Consider the following 19191-nt stretch of genomic DNA (forward strand, 5'->3'; position numbering starts at 1 on the left):
ACCTGCCGGAACGTCAGATTCGTCCGGTAGTACACCGCCACCAGCAACACCCGATCCGCCAGCGACAAGCCCCACCGCCGGCCGGTCCCGGTCTGCTCACCACCCCGACGGGCCACGATCCGCACGAGCCGGCGGAACACCGGCACCGGCAAGCCCGTGAACACCGGCACCCACTCCGGCCGCTCCGCACTGATCACCTGATCCACACCAAGATCATTCGATCACGCCGAGACAGCGTTACGGGACAACCTTTAGGGTTGACCAGGTGGAATTGCTGCACCTTCGCTATTTCGTCGCGGTCGCCGAGGAGCTCAACTTCTCGGCGGCCGCGCGGAAACTGCACATGGCCGCCTCACCGCTCAGCCAGCGGGTCAAGGACCTCGAGCACGAGCTCGGGCGCAGATTGTTCGAGCGCAGCACCCACCACGTGGCGCTGACCGAGGCGGGCACCGCCCTGCTGCCGATCGCGCGGGACGTGCTCGACCGCGTCGGGTCGATCAGGTGGCGGCTCGACCAGGCCGCGAAACCCAGTCGCGCCACGGTCTTCGTCGGCATGCCCGCCGGCGTTCACCCCGTGCTGCGCGAGCGCCTGAACCTGCTGGCGGACCGAGTCCAGGAGCGGTTCGAGGTCAAGCGGTGGCCGGGCACGACCACAGACCTGGTCGCGTCGGTCAAGGAAGGGAAGCTCGCGCTGACGTTGGCGCGTCTGCCCGTGCATGAGGCGTCTCTCGACACCCTGCACGTCATGACGGAACGTTTGGGAGCCGTCGTGCCGGCCGACCAGTTCGAAGGACGTGAATCGGTCAAACTGGCGGATCTCGCCGATCTCGCCTATGCGAAGTCGCCGGAAGAAATGGTGCCGGTGTATTTCGAGCAGCTCGACCGGCAGTTGGACGAACTGGGCATCAAAAAGCGGATCCAGCTCAGCAACACCGGCTATCAGGGCATCTCGGAGATCGTGTCCAGCGGGCTCGGGTTCTCCGTCTCCATGCTCGACGAGGACAGTGCGATGAGCGGCTATCGCCTGGAGAACATGGTGGTCCTGCCGTTCGAGGACTTCCGTGCGCAGCTCGACACGGGACTGCTGTGGCGCCACGACCGAGGTGTCGACGGCGACCTCGCGGACATCATCGAGGCCGCCCGCGAGGTTTTCGCGGAGCCCATCACCAAATGAACAATGGTATGACCGCTGTGGTCATACCATTGTTCGCGACATGATCGTTCCCTTTTTCGCTGTTCGTCACTAACTTCGGTGGTGCAAGAACGAACAGGTGCGAAAGGACGAACGATGAAGGACATCACCACCGGCCCGCTCGACGGCGTCCGGGTGATCGACCTCTCGACCGTGGTCATGGGCCCGTACGCGGCCCAGATCCTCGGAGACCTCGGCGCCGACGTGATCAAGATCGAGTCGCCCGCGGACACCGTCCGCGTCGGCCAGTACCGCACCACGCCGGGCATGACGCCGCTCAACCTCAACGTCAACCGCAACAAGCGCAGCGTCGCTCTCAACCTGAAAGACGAGGACGACCGCGAGAAGGCGCTCAAGCTGATCGACACGGCCGACGTGCTGATCACCAACATGCGTCCCGGCGCGCTGAGCAGGCTCGGCCTGAACTACGCCGACGTCGCCGAGCGCAACCCCGGCCTGATCTACGCCCACGCCCAGGGCTTCCGCGGCGACTCCGACCGCGCGGGCAACGCCGCCTACGACGAGACCGTGCAGGCCGCGTCCGGGCTCGTCGACATCGCGAACCGCGCGATCGGCCGGCCCGTCTACCTGCCGACGATCATCGGCGACAAGGTGTCGTCGCTGACCATCGCCTACAGCGTGCTCGCCGCTCTGGTGCACCGGAACAACACCGGGCAGGGCCAGCGCGTCGAGATCCCCATGACGGACACGATGATCGCGTTCAACCTGGTCGAGCACCTCGCGGGGCACGCGTTCGAGCCGGAGCAGGGGCCGACGGGCTTCAACCTGTCGATGGCCAAGGGCCACCACGCGGTGCACACGAGCGACGGCCTCGCCTGCGTCGTGCCGTACAACCCGCAGAACTTCCGCGACTTCTTCGCCGCCGCGGAGCGTCCTGACCTGGTCGAGGACCCGCGCATCGCCGGTTACACGATCGACCCGGCCGACTCCGACGACCTCATGCACCTCGTCGACGAGTGCGCCCCCGCGCTCACCACCGAGGAGTGGGGCGAGGTCTGCGAGAAGCACAGCATCCCGTTCGCGCCGGTGCTCGAGCTCGATCGGGCTCATGAGGACGACTACGTCCGCGACGGCCACCTGCTCGACGTCGTGCAGCACCCGAGCGAGGGCGCCGTCCGTTCCATCGGGATCCCCGTCCGGTTCTCCGCGACGCCGGGTTCCGTCCGCCGCCTCGCGCCGCTGCCCGGCCAGGACACCGCCGAGGTTCTCGCCGAGATCGGAGTCTGAGATGACTGTTGTGCGCACCGAGCGCGTGGGCTCGGCACTGCTGATCACGATCGACCGGCCCGAGGCCCGCAACGCCGTCAACGCGGCTGTGGCCGCTGAGCTGAGCACTGCCTTGGACGAGCTGGAGAACACCCCTGAGCTGCGCGTGGGCGTGCTCACCGGTGCGGGCGGCACGTTCAGCGCCGGCATGGACCTGAAGGCCGCGCTGAAGGGCGAGTCGCCGGAGATCCCCGGCCGCGGGTTCGGCGGGCTCACCGAGGCCGAGCTGACCAAGCCGCTGATCGCCGCGGTCGAGGGGTTCGCGATGGGCGGCGGCTTCGAGCTGGCGCTGGGCTGCGACCTGATCGTCGCCGCCGAGGACGCCCGGTTCGGGTTGCCCGAGGTCAAGCGCGGCCTGATCGCCGCCGGCGGAGGAGTCGTCCGCCTGCCGCAACGGATCCCGCACCACCTCGCGATGGAGATCCTGTTGACCGGTGAGCCGATCGACGGCAACCGGGCGGCATCGCTGGGCCTGGCCAACCGGGTCGTCGCGAACGGTGAGGCTGCCGCGGTCGCGTTGCAGCTGGCCGAGAAGATCGCGGAGAACGCGCCTCTCGCGCTCACCGCCGTGAAGAACGTCGTGCGCTCGCAGGATCCCTGGGCCGCACAACGCACCGAGATCGCGAAGCTGATGACCACGGCCGACGTCCGCGAGGGCATGACCGCGTTCGCCGAGCGCCGCGCTCCGAAGTGGACAGGACGCTGAAATGCTGGGCATCACACCACTCACCGCTCCCGCGTTTCCCGCGGTGCAGCCCCGGTTCTTCGACCGCGAGTACCTGAACATCGTCTACCGCACGGACCTCGGCGCCCTCAAGGCCGTCGTGCCCGCGCCGCTGGAGATCGACGAGCCGCTCGTCCGGTTCGAGGTCATGAAGATGAACGACGTCACCGGCTACGGCCCGTACACCGAGGCGGGCCAGGCGATCCAGGTCGTCTTCGACGGCGAACGCGGCGAGTACCTGCACGCGATGTACCTGGACAGCTTCGCCGCGACGGCGTCCGGTCGCGAGGTCAGCGCCTACCCGAAGGTGATGGCGACTCCGACCCTGTACGCCGACAACGGTGCGCTGGTGGGCACTTTGGACTACGGGACGCTGCGGGTCGCCACCGCGACCATGGGCTACAAGCACTACGAGCTGGACCGGCAGGCCGCTGAGGCGGAGATCACGGTTCCAACTTTCATGCTGAAGACCATCCCTGACTATGACGGAACGCTCCGGGTGCAGGAGCTCGTGCGCACCGAGATCACCGACGTCGTGGTCAAGCAGGCCTACACCGGCCCGGCGCGACTGCAGCTGTTCCAGCACGTCCTCGCGCCGCTCGCCGACCTCCCCGTGCTGGAGGTCGTGTCCGCCAGCCACATCATCACCGACCTGACGCTCGCTCCCGCCAAGCCGGTTCACAACTACTTGGAGGCGTCATGACGACCGTCGCGGTGATCGGTGCAGGTGTCATCGGTCTGTCGTGGGCCCGGCTGTTCGCCGAGCACGGGATGACCGTCAAGGTCACCGACCCGCGCCCGGATCTCGCGGATGTCGTTCCGGACGGCGTGCAGGTGGCCGCGAGTGTCGCGGAAGCCGTGCGGGACGCGGACTTCGTGCAGGAGAACGGCCCGGAGAACCTGGAGTTCAAGAAGTCGCTCTTCGCCGAACTCGTGAAAGAAGCCCCGGAACACGCGTTGTTGCTCAGCTCGTCGTCCGCGATCCCGTCGACCGCGTTCACCAAGGACATCGATGGCTCGCGAGTCCTCATCGGACACCCGTTCAACCCGCCGCACCTGATCCCGCTGGTCGAGGTCGTGCCGGGCGAGCAGACGAGCGAGGAGTCCGTCACCAAAGCCGTGGAGTTCTACCGCTCGCTCGGCCGCACGCCGGTCGTGGAACGCAAGGAGATCCCCGGTTTCGTCGGCAACCGCCTGCAGGCCGCGCTGTCCCGCGAAGCAAACTATCTCGTCGAACAGGGTGTGGTGACGCCGGCAGACCTCGACGCCGTCGTGACGAACTCGCTCGGCATCCGCTGGGCGACCGTCGGACCGTTCCTCGGCGCCCACCTCGGTGGCGGCCCCGGCGGCTACCGGCACCTCGCCGAGCACATCGGCAAGTCCATGCAGGGCCTGGCACTCGGCACCCCGTCCGACAACCCCGAACAGCTCATCGAAGCAGTGGAAAAGGCTTACGGCTCCTCCACGTACTCGGCACTGGCCGAGACGCGCGACCGCAAGCAGCTCGCCGTTCTGACGGCATTGGAGGAGAACTGAAATGGAACGCCTGGAAGACCAGCTCGTCGCAGACTTCTACAACTACGAGGCGCTGCTCAGCGACGAAGAGCGCAAGATCCTGCTGAGCGCCCGCGAGTTCATGGCCACCGAGATCAAGCCGATGGTCAACGAGTACTGGGCGAAGGGCGAGTTCCCTCCCGAGTTGATCGAGAAGTTCCGCGGCGCCGGCCTCACCGCGCTGTCGTACGAGGGCTACGGCGAGCACCCCGGAGCCGTCAGCAACCTGCTCACCGGCATGCTGGCCATGGAGCTGACCCGCACGGACGCCTCGGTCGCCACCTTCTTCGGTGTCCACAACGGACTCGCGATGTACTCGATCTACGCGGGCGGCGACCAGGAGCAGCGCGACCGCTGGCTCCCGGCCATGGCCGCGATGGACAAGATCGGCGCGTTCGCGATGACCGAACCGCTCGGCGGCTCCGACGTGGCCGGCGGCATGCGCACCACCGCGAAGCGCGACGGCGACACGTGGATCCTCAACGGCGCCAAGAAGTGGATCGGCAACGCCACCTTCGCCGACTACGTGATCGTGTGGGCCCGTGACCTCGAGGACGACAACGTCAAGGGGTTCGTCGTCGAGAAGGGCACGCCCGGCTTCGTCGCGGAGAAGATCGAGGGCAAGATCGCGTTCCGGATCGTCGAGAACGCCGAGATCACCCTGACCGACGTCCGCGTGCCGGAGACCAACCGCCTGCAGCGCATCAACTCGTTCCGCGACGTGGCCGAGATCCTGCGCGCCACCCGCGGCGGCGTCGCCTGGCAGGCGCTCGGCGTGATGATCGGCGCCTACGAGCTGGCCCTTGCCTACTCCCAGGAGCGCAAGCAGTTCGGACGCCCCATCGCCCGGTTCCAGATGGTGCAGGACATGCTGGTGAAGTCGCTCGGCAACATCACCGCCTCGTGGGGCATGCTCGTGCAGCTCGCCAAGCTGCAGGACGCGGGCATCTTCCAGGACGAGCACTCGTCGCTCGCCAAGGCGTTCGTCACCTCCCGCATGCGCGAGGTCGTCGCCTGGAGCCGGGAGATCTTCGGCGGCAACGGCATCGTGCTCGGCTACGACGTGGCCCGCTTCTTCGCCGACGCCGAGGCGATCTACTCGTTCGAGGGCACCCGCGAGATGAACACGCTGATCGTCGGCAAGGCGATCACGGGCCAGAGCGCCTTCGTGTGATCCGTTAGGGCCAGAGCATCGCGCGAGTCCAGCCGCTCCCACTTCGGGAGTACTGGACTCGCGCGTGTTTGCGGCTCGTGTCTCCCTGCCAGAACTCGACCTCGTCCGCCGCCAGGTGGTACAGCGTCCACGCGGGCGCCACGGCGGACGGATCGCCTTCGACCTGCTTGATCGACTCGGCGAGCGCCTGTTCCAGCTCGCCGCGGTCGGCCAGCAGGTCGCTTTGGCGTCCCAGCAAAGCGTTTGCGCGGGCGCTGGGGGAGCGGGCCAGGAAGTCCCGCGCGCTGTCCTCGCCGTTGGCCACGCTGACCGCGCCGCGCACCCGCACCTGACGGCCGAGCACGGGCCAGTAGAACGTCAAAGCGGCGAACGGTGTGTTCGCCAGCTCCTTGCCCTTGCGGCTCAACGCGCTCGACGCGAAGTGCCACACCCCGTCGACGAGGTCCTTGAGGATCAGCACCCGCGCGGACGGGCGGCCTTCGACGTCCACAGTGGACAGCGTCAGCGCGTGCGGCTCGATCAATCCGGCGGAGATCGCCTCCGACAGCCAGGCCGCGAACAGCTCGTCCGGGTTCGCAGGCACGTCGGACGGATCGAACGCGGGCAGCGGCCCGGCGAGCGACGGCAGGCCACGCAGCAGGTCAGCGACTGTCATGTCACCGAGGATAGGTGTGGATCTCGGTGGCCTTCAGCGACGCCCACAGGGTGGTACCGGGTTGAAGGCGCAGCTCGGCCATGGTCGCGGTGGTGATGTCGGCGAGCACGGCGGGCGAGCCGTCGAGATCGACACGGGTGGTGTGGGCGTGCTGTTCGATGCCGGACACCATGGCGGGCCACGTGTTGCGCGGGCTGCCGGCGGGCTTGGACGGGAACAGGCTGACCGCGGACGGCGGGAACACCACGTGCACCGGTCCCTCGGCGGGCTCGGCGATCGTGAACGTGCCGCCGTCTTCGAGGCGGACCTCGGTGCCGGACGCGACACCGCGGTAGAAGTTCAGGCCGACGAGGTGCGCCACGTAGTCGGTCCGCGGTTGCCGGACGACGTCGCGAGGTGTGCCCTGCTGGACGACGCGGCCGTCCTCCAGGATCACGAGCCGGTCGGCGAGCACCATCGCGTCCAACGGGTCGTGCGTGACCAGCAACGTGTGGCCGGGGTAGTTCTGGAGGTGCCGGCCGAGTTCGGACCGCACACGCAGACGGGTGCTCGCGTCCAGGGCGGCCAACGGCTCGTCGAGGAGCAGCAGTTCCGGAGAGGTGGCGAGAGCGCGGGCCAGTGCGACGCGTTGAGCTTGGCCACCCGACAACGTGCGGGGCTTGGCACGGGCGAACTCGGCGAGCCCGACCTGGTCGAGCCACCTCAGGGCGATCGTGTTGGCCTCGGCCTTGCGAGTACCGCGGGCGCGCAGGCCGAACGCCACGTTGTCGAGCGCGGTCATGTGGGCGAACAGCAGATAGTCCTGGAAAACCACGCCGATGGGCCGTTTCTCGGCAGGCAGACCGTCCCAAGAGGACCCGTTGTGCTCGATGCGGCTGGAGCTCTCGACCAGTCCGGCGAGGGCCCGCAGCGCGGTGGTCTTGCCCGCACCGTTCGGTCCGAGGAGCGCGACAACCTCACCCGGCTCGAGAGTGAGGTCGAGCTCGAGTGAGAAGTCGGCGCGCGAGACGCGGAGTTCGGCGTGAAGTGTCATGACGGCCCGCTGATCCACTTGTCGCGCAGCCCCGCCAGCACCGCGACGGACACCAGCAGCAGCACGATGCTGAGCACGATCGCGGCGTCCGGGTCGGTCTCCAGTGCCAGGTAGACGGCGAGAGGCATGGTCGTCGTCCTGCCGGGGAAGTTGCCCGCGAACGTGATCGTCGCGCCGAACTCGCCGAGCGCGCGGGCCCAGCACAGCACGGTTCCCGCGATGACCCCCGGCATGACGCTGGGCAGCGTCACGCGCCGGAACGTCAGCCACCGCGAGGCGCCCAGCGTCGCGGCGGCTTCCTCGAACCGCGGATCGGCGGCGCGCAGCGCACCTTCGACCGAGATCACCAGGAACGGCATCGCCACGAACGCCTCGGCGAGCACGACGCCCGCCGTGGTGAAGGGCAACGAGATCCCGAACCACTGGTCGAGGTGCTGCCCGACCACACCCCGGCGGCCGAGTACCAGCAACAACGCCACACCGCCGACAACGGGCGGCAGGACCAGCGGCACGGTGACCAGAGCGCGGAGCACGCCTCGTCCCGGCAGGTCGCTGCGCGCGAGCAACCACGCGAGCGGCACGCCGAGGAGCAGGCAGATGACCGTGGCGAGGGAGGCGCAGAGCAGCGAGAGCCGCAGCGCCTGCCCGACCTCCTTGCTGAACAGCTGCGTCGGCAGGGTCGCCCACGGTGCCTTGACCAGCAGTCCTGCCAGCGGCACGAGCAGGAACGCGAGCCCGAGAACCGCGGGCAGGACCAGGACGATCGGGAGCCTCGACCTCACGGCGCGGCGAAACCTGCTTCGGTGAGCACCTTCACGCCCTTCTCCGACAGCACGTAGTCGACGAAAGCCTTGGCAGCGGCGGCGTTCGGTGCCTTGGCCAGCGGTGCGATCGGGTAGTCGTTGACCGCTTTGCCGGCTTCGGCGAAGTCCTTGCCCTCGACTTTGTCCCCCGCGGACTTGACGTCGGTGCGGTAGACGAGCGCCGCGTCGACCTCGCCCAGCGACACCTTGGTGAGCACCGCCTTCACGTCCTGCTCCAGCGTGTCCGGCGCGGCCGTGATCTTGGCGGCTTCGAACACCTTCTTCGACGCCGCACCGCACGGCACCTGCTCCGCGCACAACGCGATCTTCAGATCCGCCTTGGCGAAGTCGGCGAGCCCGGAGATCTTGCCGGGGTTGCCCTTGGGCACGGCGATCTGCAGCGTGTTCTTCGCGAACGTCGCCGGCGTCGCCGTCACGGCACCGGTGTCGGTCACCTGCTTCATGTTGGCGGGCGCCGCGGACGCGAACACGTCGGCCGGCGCGCCCTGGTTGATCTGCTGCGCCAGCGCCGAGCTGCCCGCGAAGTTGAAGGTGACCTTCGAACCGGGGTTCGCGGCCTCGAACTCCGCACCCAGCTTCTTGAACGACTCGGTCAGCGACGCCGCCGCGAACACCGTGATCTCCCCGGTGACGCCCGTGCCGGTGGGCGTGGCGGCCGGAGTGGGGGAACCGCAGCCCGCCAGCACCAACGCCGCCACCGCGAGCACTCTCCTCAACTCAGGCCTCCGGGATCTCGACGACGACGTGCGTGGACTTGATGGAGGCGACGGCGACACTGCCCACCTCGAGACCGAGCTCGTCGGCGGACTCGCGACTCATCAGCGACGTGATGCGGAACGGCCCGGCCTGCATGTCGACCTGCGCCATGACCCCGTCCTTGACGACGCGGGTGACGATGCCCTTCATCCGGTTGCGAGCAGACGCGGCGACGGTGGCCCCCGGCTCGGCGACCTCGGTCATGTTCTGGGCGAACTCGGCGAGCTCCGTGCCGCTGACGCCCTTGCGCCCGTTGTCCAGCACGACGGACCGCAGGCGCCCCTGATCTATCCACCGGCGCAGGGTGTCGTCACTGACCCCGAGCAGCGCGGCGGCTTCGCTGATCCGCAGATTCGGCACGGACGGGAGTGTATGTCCGCGTTTGCGGAACTCTCAACTATTCCGAGATGCAGAAGCCGCTAGGAGTCGCGGGAACCCGACTTATCGGTGGCGTCTCACCTGGTGACCATCGGCGCTTCGCATCACCGCCGATGCTCACAAGGGGAGTCATGCATTTACGGGTCGTGGCCGCTGTCCTCCTGCTGGCCACCGGGTGTGCCGCAGAGCCGCAGAGAGGACCCAGCGGCGAGCCCATCAAGATCGGATACCTCAACAACGCGTCCGGCGCGTTCGCGGTGCCGGAGCTGCAGACCGGTGCTGAGGTCGCCGTCGCCCACCTCAACCGCAAGGGTGGCGTCCGCAACCGGCCCATCGAGCTCATCACCTGCCCCACGGACGGCACACCCGAGCAGTCCGAGGCCTGTGCCGGGAAGTTCGTCGCCGGCAAGGCCGCCGTCGTCGTGCAGGGCGTCGACACCGGGGCCGACGCCGCCATGCCCAGGCTCAGCGACGCCGCCATCCCGCTGGTCGGGCACGTCCAGTTCACGCCCGGCCTGATGAACCACAAGAACGCCTACTTCTTCGGTGCCGCAGCGGTCGCGTACGGCACGGCGGCGCTCAAGTACTACGCCGACCAAGGGGTGAAGACGGTCGCGTGGCTGCTGCCCGAGTCGCCGACCACGCACGCCTTCACCGACACCGTGCTCATCCCGGCAGCCAAACGGTTCGGGCTCGGCTACCGGTCCGTCTACTACCCGGCGGACAAGCCGGGCTGGTCAGGGCTTGCGCAGACCGTGGCCGCCGCGGAGGCGTCCGGCAGCATCGCCGCCACCGAAGAGCAGTGCACGCACATGGTCAGGGCGTTGCGGGAAGCCAGCTACAACGGGCGGATCCTCGCCGCGTCGTGCACCGGGTTGCCGAAGTCCGTGGGGAACCAGTCGATCGGCGTCGAGCTGTCGTCGGACTTCTGGCACCCGACGGACCCGCTGTCCGCGCCGCCCGCCAACCAGGACGAGATCGAGGAGTACCGCCAGGCCATGAAGGAGGCCGGGCACGACGAACCCGTCGCGGGCGCGGTGGTGTCGTTCGCGGACATGATGACCCTCGCGCGAGTGCTGTCCACTTCGGACGGTAAGCCGGAGCTGGCGCTGAAGGCGGTCAAGAACCTCGACAGCTTCCTCGGCCCGCAGATCACCTGCGACCACGCGTGGTTCGGCAACTCGGCGTGCAGCACCGCCGTGCTGTTCTACCGGTTCCAGCCGAACGGGGCGCTCAAGGCCCAGATTCCGGACTTCATCGAGGTCGCGAAGCTGGGGTAACCTGACGACTTGAAGAATTCTTCAATTCGACAGGTTGTGGTGTCGTGAACGAGTTCAGGGACAACCTCCTCGCCCGCATCGAGCAGGCGGAGGAAGCCGTGCGTCTCGCGGAGGAGCGGCAGGACGCCTACGCCGCCGAGACGCACGGCGCCGACCTCGCCAATCTCCGGCGGCTCGCCGCCGAACACGGGGTGAAGTGACCCGTGCCCGTACCGCTGTACCAGGCGAAGGCCGAGTTCTTCCGCATGCTCGGGCACCCGGTGCGCATCCGGGTGCTGGAGCTGCTGCAGGACGGGCCGAAGGCCGTTCGCGAGTTGCTGGCGGAGATCGAGGTGGAGGCCTCGAACCTCTCCGCCCAGCTCGCCGTGCTGCGCAGATCGGGGATCGTCACCGCGACCCGCGAGGGGTCGACCGTGGTCTACGCCCTCGCGGGTGCGGACGTGGCGGACCTGCTCAAGGCCGCGAGACGCATCCTGACCGAGCTGCTGGTGGGCCAGAACGAGCTGCTGGCCCAGTTGCGCGAGGAACCCGCGTGAGCTTCCTGCCCACGACGAGGGACTGGGTGGCCGCGCGGCCGAAGGACCTGGTCGCCGGGCTCACCGTCGCGGTCGTGGCGTTACCCCTCGCGCTGGGGTTCGGCGTGGCGTCCGGTCTCGGGGCTGCCGCAGGACTCGCTACGGCGATCGTCGCGGGCGCGCTGGCGGCGGTGTTCGGCGGTTCGAGTCTGCAGGTGTCGGGGCCGACCGGCGCGATGACCGTGGTGCTCGTGCCGATCGTGGCCCGGTTCGGGCCGGGCGGTGTGCTCACCGTCGGCCTGCTGGCGGGCGTGCTGCTCATCGTGCTGGCTCTGGCGAAAGCCGGCCGGTACATGCGGTACGTCCCGGCGCCGGTCGTCGAGGGGTTCACCATCGGCATCGCCGCCGTGATCGCGCTGCAGCAGGTGCCCGCCGCGTTGGGCGTGCCGACGCCGGACGGGCACAACGTCGTGGTGAACGCCGTGCGCGCCTTCGGATCCGGCCCGGCCTGGCCATCCGTCGCACTCGCGGCGGGCGTGGTCGTCGTGATGCTCGTGGGTGCCCGCTGGCGGCCCGCGATCCCGTTCTCACTGCTCGCGGTGGCGATAGGGACCGTCGTCGCCGAGATCTGGGCGTTGCCGGTGACTAGAATCGGTGCGTTACCAGCGACCCTGCCCGCTCCAAGTCTGTCCTTTGTGGACCTGAGTGCGGTGTGGTCGCTGCTGCCGTCCGCGGTGGCCGTGGCCGCACTTGCCGCACTGGAAAGCCTGCTGTCGGCGACGGTCGCGGACGGCATGAGCGTGAACCAGCGGCACGACCCCGACCGCGAGCTGTTCGGTCAGGGCGTCGCGAACGTCATCACGCCGATGTTCGGCGGAGTTCCGGCGACCGCGGCGATCGCCAGGACCGCGGTCAACGTCCGCTCGGGCGCCGGGTCGAGGCTCGCGTCACTCGTGCACGCCGCGACGCTCGCGTTGATCATGCTGGTGGCCGCGCCGCTGGTCAGCCGCATCCCACTGGCGGTACTGGCAGGCGTGCTGCTGGCCACGGCGATCCGCATGGTCGAGGTGGGCTCCGTGCGGGTGCTCGTCCGCGCGAACCGGGCCGACGCGCTCGTGCTCGTCCTGACCGCGGCCGCGACGCTGGCGCTCGACCTGGTGACCGCGGTGATCGTCGGACTGGTCGTGGCGGGTGCGCTGGCGTTGCGCGCCGTGGCGAGGTCCGTGCGGGTCGACGAGGTGCCGCTCGACACCGAGGACCACGCGCTCGAGGAACGCGCGCTGCTCGCCGAGCACATCGTGGCGTACCGGCTCGACGGACCGCTGTTCTTCGCGGCCGCACACCGCTTTCTGCTGGAGCTGACGGAGATCGCCGCGGTGTCCGTGGTGATCCTGCGCATGTCGCACGTGACCACGATGGACGGGACGGGCGCGCTGGTGCTGCGCGACGCCGTCGAGAAGCTCGAACAGCGAGGCGTCACGGTCCTGCTGTCGGGCGTGCGGGACGAACACCGGCGCCAGTTGGAAACGCACGGGGTACCGATGTTCGCCACCACACCCGAAGCCATCGGCCACGCGCGAAACCAGCTGCGTCAGGCCGGACTGCTTTAGTTGTGCCCGGCGATGCGGTGCGGTTCGTAGGCCGACTCCAGCAGTTGCACCTCGTCGTCGGTGAGCTCGACGTCCAACGACGCCACCGCGTCGTCGAGGTGACCGGGCTTGGTCACGCCCACGATCGGAGCGGTGATCACCGGGTTGCGGTGCAGCCACGCCAGCGCGACCTGCGCCCGTGACACGCCACGAGCCTCGGCCACTGCGGCGACCTGCTCGACGATCGCGCTGTCCGACTCGGTGTACAAAGTGGACCCGAACTCGTCGGTCTCGGTGCGCGCCGTCGTCGCGTCCCAGTCACGGGTCAGGCGGCCGCGGGCCAGCGGGCTCCACGGGATCACGGCCACGCCCTGGTCCGCGCAGAACGGCAGCATCTCGCGCTCCTCCTCGCGGTAGAGGAGGTTGTAGTGGTTCTGCATCGACACGAACTTCGTCCAGCCGTTCTCCCGCTGTGTGAACAACGCCTTGGCGAACTGCCACGCGTACATGGACGACGCACCGATGTAGCGCGCCTTGCCGGACTTCACAACGTCGTGCAGCGCTTCGAGCGTCTCCTCCAGCGGCACGGCCGGGTCGAAGCGGTGGATCTGGTACAGGTCGACGTAGTCCGTGCCCAGCCGGCGCAGCGAGTTGTCGATCTCGGCGAGGATCACCTTGCGCGACAGCCCGGCGCCGTTCACGCCGGGACGCATGCGGCCGTGGACCTTCGTCGCCAGCACGATCTCCTCGCGCCGTGCGAAGTCCTTCAGCGCACGTCCGGTGATCTCCTCCGACGACCCGGCGGAGTAGACGTTCGCGGTGTCGAAGAAGTTGATGCCGGCGTCGACGGCGGCCTTGATGAACGGCCGCGACTCCTCCTCCGGCATCGACCACGCGTGGTTGCCCAGCGACGGTTCTCCGTAACTCATCATGCCGAGACAGATCTCGGACACGTCCATGCCGGCGAGCTTGGTGTAGCGCATGGTCAGCCCCTCAGGAAAAACGACGATCACGGTCGGGTGATGGCGGCGACAGCCCGTTCAACATCAACCTAGTCGTGGTCGCCGGATCGTGCCCCTCTTCAACACGACAGTGGTATCCACCCGGTTACACCTGACCTGCGGGTTTAGCTTCCTCCTGTGACGAGCATCGATGTGGTCGCGCCGCCTCGGGACGTGCTGGCGTGGAGCCGGGCCATGATCGACACACCGCTGAAAGCCGCGTTCGCGACGCTTCCGGACGAAACCCGCGAGGTCGTCGAGTACCACCGCTCGGACTTCTCGACGGCCGCGCTCGCGCTGCTCGCCGCGGACACCATCGGCGACTGCACCCAGGCGATCCACGTCGCGACCGCTCTCGAGCTGGCTCTCCAGCACGAACAGTTGCACGCCGACCTGATGGCCCGCGCGGTCAGCCGCGGTCACCGGCCGAGCGCGTGGGTGGAGTTCGGCGACGACAGAGCCGTTTCCGCCGCCGAGGCGTTGATCTCGCTCGCTTTCGCGCAGCTCACCAAGCCCGAGGCGATGATCCTCAACGCGGCCCTGCTGTCCGTTGTGGACGGTTACGTCCAGGAAGCCGAGATGGACGAACGGGACGACGTCGACATCGCCGAGTACCTGGGTGTGGCGGCGGCGAAGCACTCGGCGCTCACCGCCTGCGCGTGCGAGCTCGGCGCACTGTCGGCGGGCGCGTCGAGGAGCCAGGCCTGCCACCTCAGGGAGTTCGGCGACGACATGGGCCTCGCGCGCAAGCACGTGGACGACGTCCTGGCCATCTGGGGCGGTGCGACGGTCAGCGGCCGCCCGCTCTACGACGACCTGGTGCACCGCCGCCGCACGCTGCCGGTGGTCGCGGCGATCCACTTCGGCACCGACGTCTACGCGACCGACGCGGAACCCCGCGAGCTGGCGGAGTCGGTCGAACGGGCGGGCGGCCGCAGGTGGTGCGAGCAGCAGGCCGAGCTCCTGCTCGCCCGCGCCCTCAACCACCTGCGTCAGGCGGGGCCGAGGGCGCGGGCGGCGGAGGAGCTGTCCGGGCTCGCCAGGGAGGTCACGACCGCCAGGTGTGCTCCGGCTCGAACCCCAGCACCCGCCGTGCCTTCTCAATCGACAGCAGCGTCTCGTGAGGACCGAACTCCCTCTTGATCGGCACGCCCGGATAGACCTTCGCGACCAGCTCGTCGTTCGGCGTCGTCATGCACGTGTCGGAGTTCGCGATGATGAACACGTCGGAGCCCGTCGCGTCGTGCGTGAGTGCCTTGCGCACGGCCTGCGCACCGTCCCGTGCGTCGATGTACGACCAGAGGTTCCACTTGCGCGCGAGGGGATCGGCGTCGAACGGGAAGCGCTCGTAGTCGTGCGGCTCCATCACGTTCGAGAACCGCAGCCCGATGATCTTCATCTCAGGCTCCCACCGGCAGAACTGCTGCGCCAGCGTCTCGTCGACGAGCTTGCCCAGCGAGTACGACGTCTCAGGCCGTCCCGCGTACTCCTCGTCGATCGGGATGTACGGCGGGGGAGTGTCGAACGGCAGACCCAGCACCGTCTCGCTCGACGCCCACACGACGTTGCGCACCTTCGCGAGCCGTGCGGCGGCGAACACGTTGTACGTGCTGGTCACGTTGTTGTGGAACGTCTTCGCGTTGGGCGCGACACCCGGCCCGGGAATCGCCGCGAGGTGCACCACGGCGTCGAGCCCGGCGTACCTGTCGTCGATCCCGCTGATCGCCTCCACGACCTGGCCGTAGTCGGTCAGGTCGACCCGCGTGAAGTCGCAGCCCTGGGACGCCGGGGGAGCGGCCTGGTCGAGGTTGTGCACCTCCCAGCCGTGCTCCAGCAGGTCGGCCACTACGGCGCGGCCGAGCTTGCCGCTGCCTCCGGTCACCACGACGCGTTGGGTCATGAGCCGAATGCTGCCACACGATCCTGATCGGACGCGAATGCAAGTCCCCCAGATTATTCCGCCTGGGTTGTCCGCCTGCGGAAATCGCCCAGGCGGCGCATTGATGAAAAGAAGAGGATCGGTACTGTGAGCGTGTGACGCGCCGCTTTTTTCGAGCGCTCGTCCTCGTTTTGGTGATGATGAGCGTCCTTGTTTCCAGCGGCTGTTCGGGTGATTCCGGGCGGTCGAGTGGTTTTGTCTACCAGTTGCAGGGTTACGCGGACGGGAGGCTCGACGCCCTGGCAGCAGCGCCGTTCCGCACCGCCGTCGTCGACCTGGCCCGCGACGGTGGTTCGTCCTATTTCCGCGCAGAGGAGATCGGTGCGCTGAAGGCGTCGGGCAAACGGGTGCTCGCGTACTTCGAGATCGGTTCGATCGAGTCGTTCAGGCCGGACTTCGCGGCGGTCCGCGCCGATCGGCTGCTGCTCAACGAGTGGCCGAGCTGGCCGGGTGAGCACTTCGTTCGGTACTGGGATCCGCGCTGGTGGGAGCTTGCGGTGCGACCTCGGCTCGACCGGGCGCTGAGTGCCGGTTTCGACGGGGTCTACCTCGACACGCCGCTCGCCTACGAGGAGATCGACCTCGCGCTCGTGCCCGCTCTCGATCGCGCCGAGCTCGGGCGCCGGATGGCCGACCTGATCGTGTCGATCAGCGCGTACGTCAAACGCGCGAATCCCGATTTCGGGGTTTACCCGCAGAATTCACCGGAGCTGCGGGATTATTCCGGCTACGTCGGTGCGATCGACGGCATCGGCGTGGAGGAGCTTTTCTTCCGGGCGACCGACGAACCGTGTGCGGCGGACTTCTGCGCCGAGAACCTGGCGGCGACCCGGAAGCTGAAGGAAGCCGGGAAGACGGTACTGGCGGTGGACTACGCGACCCGCCGGGAGAACGTCGACGAAGCGTGCCGGCGTTATCGCGAAGAAGGATTCGATGGATATGTGACGGTGCGCGCGCTCGACACCATCGCGACACCGTGTCACTGACCGCAGGGAGGAGTCGATCGTGACAGGCGAAGAACCGGAAATCCGTCAGGTGGGCATCATCGGGATGGGGTACGTCGGCCTCACGCTGGCGGCGGCGCTGGCCCGCCGCGGCTACGAGGTGCACGGCGTGGACACCCAGCCCGAGCTGCTCGACACGCTCTCGAAGGGACGCCCGCACATCTTCGAACCGGGCGTCGAGGACGTGTTCCGGGAGTGGGTCGGCCGGCGCATCTTCCTCTCGCACGACCTGCCGGACGCCGGCGTCGACGCGGCCGTCATCTGCGTCTCCACCCCGGTCGGGGAGTCCGGGCGCGACCCGTACCTGCTCAACCTCGCGGCGGCGGCCGAGCACATCGCGAAGAAGTGCTCGCCCCGGACGCTGGTCGTGGTGCGCAGCACCGTTCCGGTCGGCGCGACGCGGTCGGTGGTGCTGCCCCGGCTGCTCGACGCCTGGGGATCGGCCCGGCTCGTGATGGCTCCCGAACGCACGATCCAGGGTCAGGCACTGCGCGAGCTGGTCGAGCTCCCGCAGGTCGTCGGTGGTCTGGACGACGAGAGCCTGCGGCGGGGTCTCGCGTTGTTCGGCGGGCTGTCCGCGCAGCTGGTGCCGGTGTCCGGGCTGGAGACCGCCGAGCTGGTCAAGCTCGTGAACAACTGCCACACGGACGTCATCTACTCGTTCGGCAACGAGGTGGCCAGGATGACCGAGCGACTCGGGCTCGACCCGCTCGAGGTGATCAGGGCGACCAACGTCGACTACCCGCGTCCCGACATCGCCAAGCCCGGCTACGTCGGCGGTGGCTGCCTGTCGAAGGACCCGTACCTGCTGCTCTCGGCGGCCGGCGCGGCCGGTCACACCCCGCCGCTGATCAAGGCCGCGCGCGAGGTCAACGAGAACCTGCCCGTGCACGTCGCGGAACGGGTGCTCGCCCTGATGGGCGAACCGGCGGGCAAGCGGCTGCTCGTGCTCGGCTGGGCGTACAAGGGCTGGCCGCCCACCGACGACATGCGCGGTACCCCGATCGCGTCGATGATGCCCGGCTTCACCCGTGCGGGCGTGCGGGTGCTCGGCCACGACCCGCTCGTCGGTGAGGACGTGATCAGGCAGTACGGCGGCGCGCCTGTCGACCTCGCCACCGGTTTCGCGGCCGCGGACGCCGTGCTGGTGATCACCGACCATCCCGAGTACCGCCATCTCGACGTCGACGCGCTGCTGCCGGGCTCGAAGGTGCGACTCGTCTACGACTCGTGGCGGGTGCTCGACGAGAAAACGGTGTCCGGGCACGGTGTCCGGTACGCGGGCCTCGGTTACGAACCGGCGGTGGCACGATGAGACACCTCCTTCTCGGCGGCGCGGGCTTCATCGGCCTGCACCTCGCCCGGCGGCTGCTCGCCGACGGGCACGACGTGACGGTCGTGGACGACTTCTCCCGCGGTCGCCGCGATCCCGAGCTCGACGCGCTGGGGGTGCCGGTGATCTCCGCGGACCTCACCGACCCGGCGTCGTTCGTCGCGCTGCCGCGCGACTGCGAGCACGTCCACCTGCTCGCCGCAGTGGTCGGTGTGCGCAACGTCGAACGCGACCCGTCGCGGGTGGTGCGGATCAACACGCTCGTCGTGCTCAACACGCTGGAGTGGATCACCGCGCCGCAGCGGTTGTTCTTCGCCTCCACGAGCGAGACGTACGCGGGCGGGGTCGCGACCGGGGTCGTCCCGGTGCCCACGCCGGAGACCGTGCCGCTGGTGGTGGAGGACGTCACGGCGCCCCGGTTCGCCTACGCGGTCAGCAAGATGCTCGGCGAGGCCGCGGTCGTGCACGCCGGCCGGGCGAAGGGCGTTCCCGTCGTCGTCGGGCGCTTCCACAACGTGTACGGCCCGCGCATGGGCACCGACCACGTCATTCCGGAGCTGTCCCTGCGGGCGTTGCGGCGCGAGGACCCGTTCGTCGTCTACGGCACCGACCAGCACCGGGCGTTCTGCTACGTGGACGACGCGGTCGAGGCAGTGGTGCGGCTGACGGGCACGGACGCGGCGGCCGGCCGGATCGTCCACATCGGAGACGACACCGCGGAGACGAACATCGGCGAGCTGGCCGAGCTCGTGCTCAAGATCGCGGGCCACGCCCCGGTCGTGGAGAAGGCACCTGCCCCACCGGGATCGGTCGCCCGCCGCTGCCCCGACCTCACCCTGCTGCGCGACCTCACCGGCTACGCCCCGAGCGTGTCCCTGGACGAGGGCGTCCGGCGCACCTTCGACTGGTACCGCTCCTGACGTGACGGAGGGAGCTTTCCCGAACCTGAGGTC

General features: G+C 68.8%; 21 protein-coding genes and 1 pseudogene. 14 read left to right on the forward strand and 8 right to left on the reverse strand.

Annotation, left to right across the window (positions count from 1 at the left end; genetic code table 11):
- Nucleotides 1-206: pseudogene (locus ABZ345_RS11505) on the reverse strand (IS5/IS1182 family transposase); the annotation flags it as partial.
- Between the two features lie 59 nt (nucleotides 207-265).
- On the opposite strand from ABZ345_RS11505, the gene ABZ345_RS11510 reads away from it, so the two are divergent.
- The 6 genes from ABZ345_RS11510 to ABZ345_RS11535 all read left to right on the forward strand — a co-directional run bounded on the left by ABZ345_RS11510 (nucleotide 266) and on the right by ABZ345_RS11535 (nucleotide 5931).
- Nucleotides 266-1174: a LysR family transcriptional regulator gene (locus tag ABZ345_RS11510; RefSeq protein ID WP_359845773.1), complete on the forward strand. Its 909-nt coding sequence runs from the start codon at nucleotides 266-268 to the stop codon at nucleotides 1172-1174.
- A 114-nt stretch (nucleotides 1175-1288) separates the two neighbouring features.
- Entirely contained in the window at nucleotides 1289-2440 is a 1152-nt protein-coding gene (locus tag ABZ345_RS11515) for a CoA transferase (RefSeq protein WP_359845776.1), read from the forward strand.
- A 1-nt stretch (nucleotide 2441) separates the two neighbouring features.
- Complete coding sequence (locus ABZ345_RS11520; protein WP_359845779.1) at nucleotides 2442-3185, forward strand: crotonase/enoyl-CoA hydratase family protein; 744 nt, start codon at nucleotides 2442-2444, stop codon at nucleotides 3183-3185.
- Nucleotide 3186: 1 nt separating this feature from the next.
- A complete protein-coding gene (locus tag ABZ345_RS11525; protein ID WP_359845782.1) occupies nucleotides 3187-3906 on the forward strand; it encodes an acetoacetate decarboxylase in 720 nt (239 codons plus the stop codon).
- Entirely contained in the window at nucleotides 3903-4739 is an 837-nt protein-coding gene (locus tag ABZ345_RS11530) for a 3-hydroxyacyl-CoA dehydrogenase NAD-binding domain-containing protein (RefSeq protein ID WP_359845785.1), read from the forward strand. The genes ABZ345_RS11525 and ABZ345_RS11530 overlap by 4 nt, the downstream gene beginning before the upstream one ends.
- A 1-nt stretch (nucleotide 4740) precedes the next feature.
- On the forward strand, nucleotides 4741-5931 hold the full coding sequence (locus ABZ345_RS11535; protein ID WP_359845789.1) for an acyl-CoA dehydrogenase family protein: 1191 nt from the start codon (nucleotides 4741-4743) through the stop codon (nucleotides 5929-5931).
- Between the two features lie 4 nt (nucleotides 5932-5935).
- Here the strand turns inward: ABZ345_RS11535 and ABZ345_RS11540 are convergent, their stop codons facing one another.
- Genes ABZ345_RS11540 through ABZ345_RS11560 form a run of 5 tightly spaced genes read right to left on the reverse strand, consistent with a single transcriptional unit; the run spans nucleotide 5936 to nucleotide 9559 of the window.
- A complete protein-coding gene (locus tag ABZ345_RS11540) occupies nucleotides 5936-6586 on the reverse strand; it encodes a pyridoxal 5'-phosphate synthase (RefSeq protein ID WP_359845792.1) in 651 nt (216 codons plus the stop codon).
- A gap of 1 nt (nucleotide 6587) precedes the next feature.
- Nucleotides 6588-7619 carry an ABC transporter ATP-binding protein gene (locus tag ABZ345_RS11545; protein ID WP_359845795.1) on the reverse strand — a complete coding sequence of 344 codons (1032 nt, stop codon included), beginning with the start codon at nucleotides 7617-7619 and terminating at the stop codon, nucleotides 6588-6590.
- Nucleotides 7616-8401, reverse strand: coding sequence for a molybdate ABC transporter permease subunit (gene modB, locus ABZ345_RS11550; protein WP_359845798.1), 786 nt, complete (start codon nucleotides 8399-8401; stop codon nucleotides 7616-7618). Before modB ends, ABZ345_RS11545 begins: the two co-directional genes overlap by 4 nt.
- Entirely contained in the window at nucleotides 8398-9159 is a 762-nt protein-coding gene (modA, locus tag ABZ345_RS11555; protein ID WP_359845801.1) for a molybdate ABC transporter substrate-binding protein, read from the reverse strand. The genes modB and modA overlap by 4 nt, the downstream gene beginning before the upstream one ends.
- 1 nt (nucleotide 9160) lies before the next feature.
- Nucleotides 9161-9559, reverse strand: coding sequence for a helix-turn-helix transcriptional regulator (locus ABZ345_RS11560; protein ID WP_359845804.1), 399 nt, complete (start codon nucleotides 9557-9559; stop codon nucleotides 9161-9163).
- Between the two features lie 149 nt (nucleotides 9560-9708).
- Here ABZ345_RS11560 and ABZ345_RS11565 point away from each other — a divergent pair, with 149 nt between their 5' ends.
- The 4 genes from ABZ345_RS11565 to ABZ345_RS11580 are packed head-to-tail and all read left to right on the forward strand — an operon-like array spanning nucleotide 9709 to nucleotide 12982.
- Entirely contained in the window at nucleotides 9709-10857 is a 1149-nt protein-coding gene (locus tag ABZ345_RS11565) for an ABC transporter substrate-binding protein (protein WP_359845806.1), read from the forward strand.
- A 44-nt stretch (nucleotides 10858-10901) separates the two neighbouring features.
- Nucleotides 10902-11057 (forward strand): hypothetical protein, encoded by a 156-nt coding sequence (locus ABZ345_RS11570; protein WP_359845809.1) that lies wholly within the window; start codon nucleotides 10902-10904, stop codon nucleotides 11055-11057.
- Nucleotides 11058-11060: 3 nt separating this feature from the next.
- On the forward strand, nucleotides 11061-11393 hold the full coding sequence (locus tag ABZ345_RS11575) for a metalloregulator ArsR/SmtB family transcription factor (RefSeq protein WP_359845812.1): 333 nt from the start codon (nucleotides 11061-11063) through the stop codon (nucleotides 11391-11393).
- Nucleotides 11390-12982, forward strand: coding sequence for a SulP family inorganic anion transporter (locus ABZ345_RS11580; RefSeq protein ID WP_359845815.1), 1593 nt, complete (start codon nucleotides 11390-11392; stop codon nucleotides 12980-12982). Before ABZ345_RS11575 ends, ABZ345_RS11580 begins: the two co-directional genes overlap by 4 nt.
- Here the strand turns inward: ABZ345_RS11580 and ABZ345_RS11585 are convergent.
- Nucleotides 12979-13944, reverse strand: a complete 966-nt coding sequence (locus ABZ345_RS11585; RefSeq protein ID WP_359845817.1) for an aldo/keto reductase — start codon at nucleotides 13942-13944, stop codon at nucleotides 12979-12981. The two genes, ABZ345_RS11580 and ABZ345_RS11585, sit on opposite strands and share 4 nt — an antisense overlap.
- A 156-nt stretch (nucleotides 13945-14100) precedes the next feature.
- On the opposite strand from ABZ345_RS11585, the gene ABZ345_RS11590 reads away from it, so the two are divergent.
- Nucleotides 14101-15105 (forward strand): polyprenyl synthetase family protein, encoded by a 1005-nt coding sequence (locus ABZ345_RS11590; protein ID WP_359845820.1) that lies wholly within the window; start codon nucleotides 14101-14103, stop codon nucleotides 15103-15105.
- On the opposite strand, the gene ABZ345_RS11595 is transcribed toward ABZ345_RS11590, so the two are convergent.
- Nucleotides 15011-15862 (reverse strand): NAD(P)-dependent oxidoreductase, encoded by an 852-nt coding sequence (locus ABZ345_RS11595; RefSeq protein ID WP_359845823.1) that lies wholly within the window; start codon nucleotides 15860-15862, stop codon nucleotides 15011-15013. The two genes, ABZ345_RS11590 and ABZ345_RS11595, sit on opposite strands and share 95 nt — an antisense overlap.
- A gap of 245 nt (nucleotides 15863-16107) precedes the next feature.
- Here ABZ345_RS11595 and ABZ345_RS11600 point away from each other — a divergent pair, with 245 nt between their 5' ends.
- The 3 genes from ABZ345_RS11600 to ABZ345_RS11610 are packed head-to-tail and all read left to right on the forward strand — an operon-like array spanning nucleotide 16108 to nucleotide 19158.
- Complete coding sequence (locus tag ABZ345_RS11600; RefSeq protein ID WP_359845826.1) at nucleotides 16108-16887, forward strand: endo alpha-1,4 polygalactosaminidase; 780 nt, start codon at nucleotides 16108-16110, stop codon at nucleotides 16885-16887.
- Nucleotides 16888-16906: 19 nt separating this feature from the next.
- On the forward strand, nucleotides 16907-18220 hold the full coding sequence (locus tag ABZ345_RS11605) for a nucleotide sugar dehydrogenase (RefSeq protein ID WP_359845829.1): 1314 nt from the start codon (nucleotides 16907-16909) through the stop codon (nucleotides 18218-18220).
- Nucleotides 18217-19158, forward strand: a complete 942-nt coding sequence (locus ABZ345_RS11610; protein ID WP_359845832.1) for an NAD-dependent epimerase/dehydratase family protein — start codon at nucleotides 18217-18219, stop codon at nucleotides 19156-19158. The genes ABZ345_RS11605 and ABZ345_RS11610 overlap by 4 nt, the downstream gene beginning before the upstream one ends.
- The last annotated feature ends 33 nt before the right edge of the window (nucleotides 19159-19191 follow it).

It is taken from the genome of Lentzea sp. NPDC005914 (assembly GCF_040629405.1).
Taxonomy (GTDB): Bacteria; Actinomycetota; Actinomycetes; order Mycobacteriales; family Pseudonocardiaceae; genus Lentzea.

What these genes read in the sequence shown, in the direction of transcription:
- ABZ345_RS11515 (WP_359845776.1), top strand. Translation starts at nt 1,289, where the DNA reads ATGAAGGACATCACCACCGGCCCGCTCGACGGCGTCCGGGTGATCGAC.
- ABZ345_RS11520 (WP_359845779.1), top strand. Translation starts at nt 2,442, where the DNA reads ATGACTGTTGTGCGCACCGAGCGCGTGGGCTCGGCACTGCTGATCACG.
- ABZ345_RS11525 (WP_359845782.1), top strand. Translation starts at nt 3,187, where the DNA reads ATGCTGGGCATCACACCACTCACCGCTCCCGCGTTTCCCGCGGTGCAG.
- ABZ345_RS11530 (WP_359845785.1), top strand. Translation starts at nt 3,903, where the DNA reads ATGACGACCGTCGCGGTGATCGGTGCAGGTGTCATCGGTCTGTCGTGG.
- ABZ345_RS11535 (WP_359845789.1), top strand. Translation starts at nt 4,741, where the DNA reads ATGGAACGCCTGGAAGACCAGCTCGTCGCAGACTTCTACAACTACGAG.
- ABZ345_RS11540 (WP_359845792.1), bottom strand. Translation starts at nt 6,586, where the DNA reads ATGACAGTCGCTGACCTGCTGCGTGGCCTGCCGTCGCTCGCCGGGCCG.
- ABZ345_RS11545 (WP_359845795.1), bottom strand. Translation starts at nt 7,619, where the DNA reads ATGACACTTCACGCCGAACTCCGCGTCTCGCGCGCCGACTTCTCACTC.
- ABZ345_RS11565 (WP_359845806.1), top strand. Translation starts at nt 9,709, where the DNA reads ATGCATTTACGGGTCGTGGCCGCTGTCCTCCTGCTGGCCACCGGGTGT.
- ABZ345_RS11585 (WP_359845817.1), bottom strand. Translation starts at nt 13,944, where the DNA reads ATGCGCTACACCAAGCTCGCCGGCATGGACGTGTCCGAGATCTGTCTC.
- ABZ345_RS11595 (WP_359845823.1), bottom strand. Translation starts at nt 15,862, where the DNA reads ATGACCCAACGCGTCGTGGTGACCGGAGGCAGCGGCAAGCTCGGCCGC.
- ABZ345_RS11610 (WP_359845832.1), top strand. Translation starts at nt 18,217, where the DNA reads ATGAGACACCTCCTTCTCGGCGGCGCGGGCTTCATCGGCCTGCACCTC.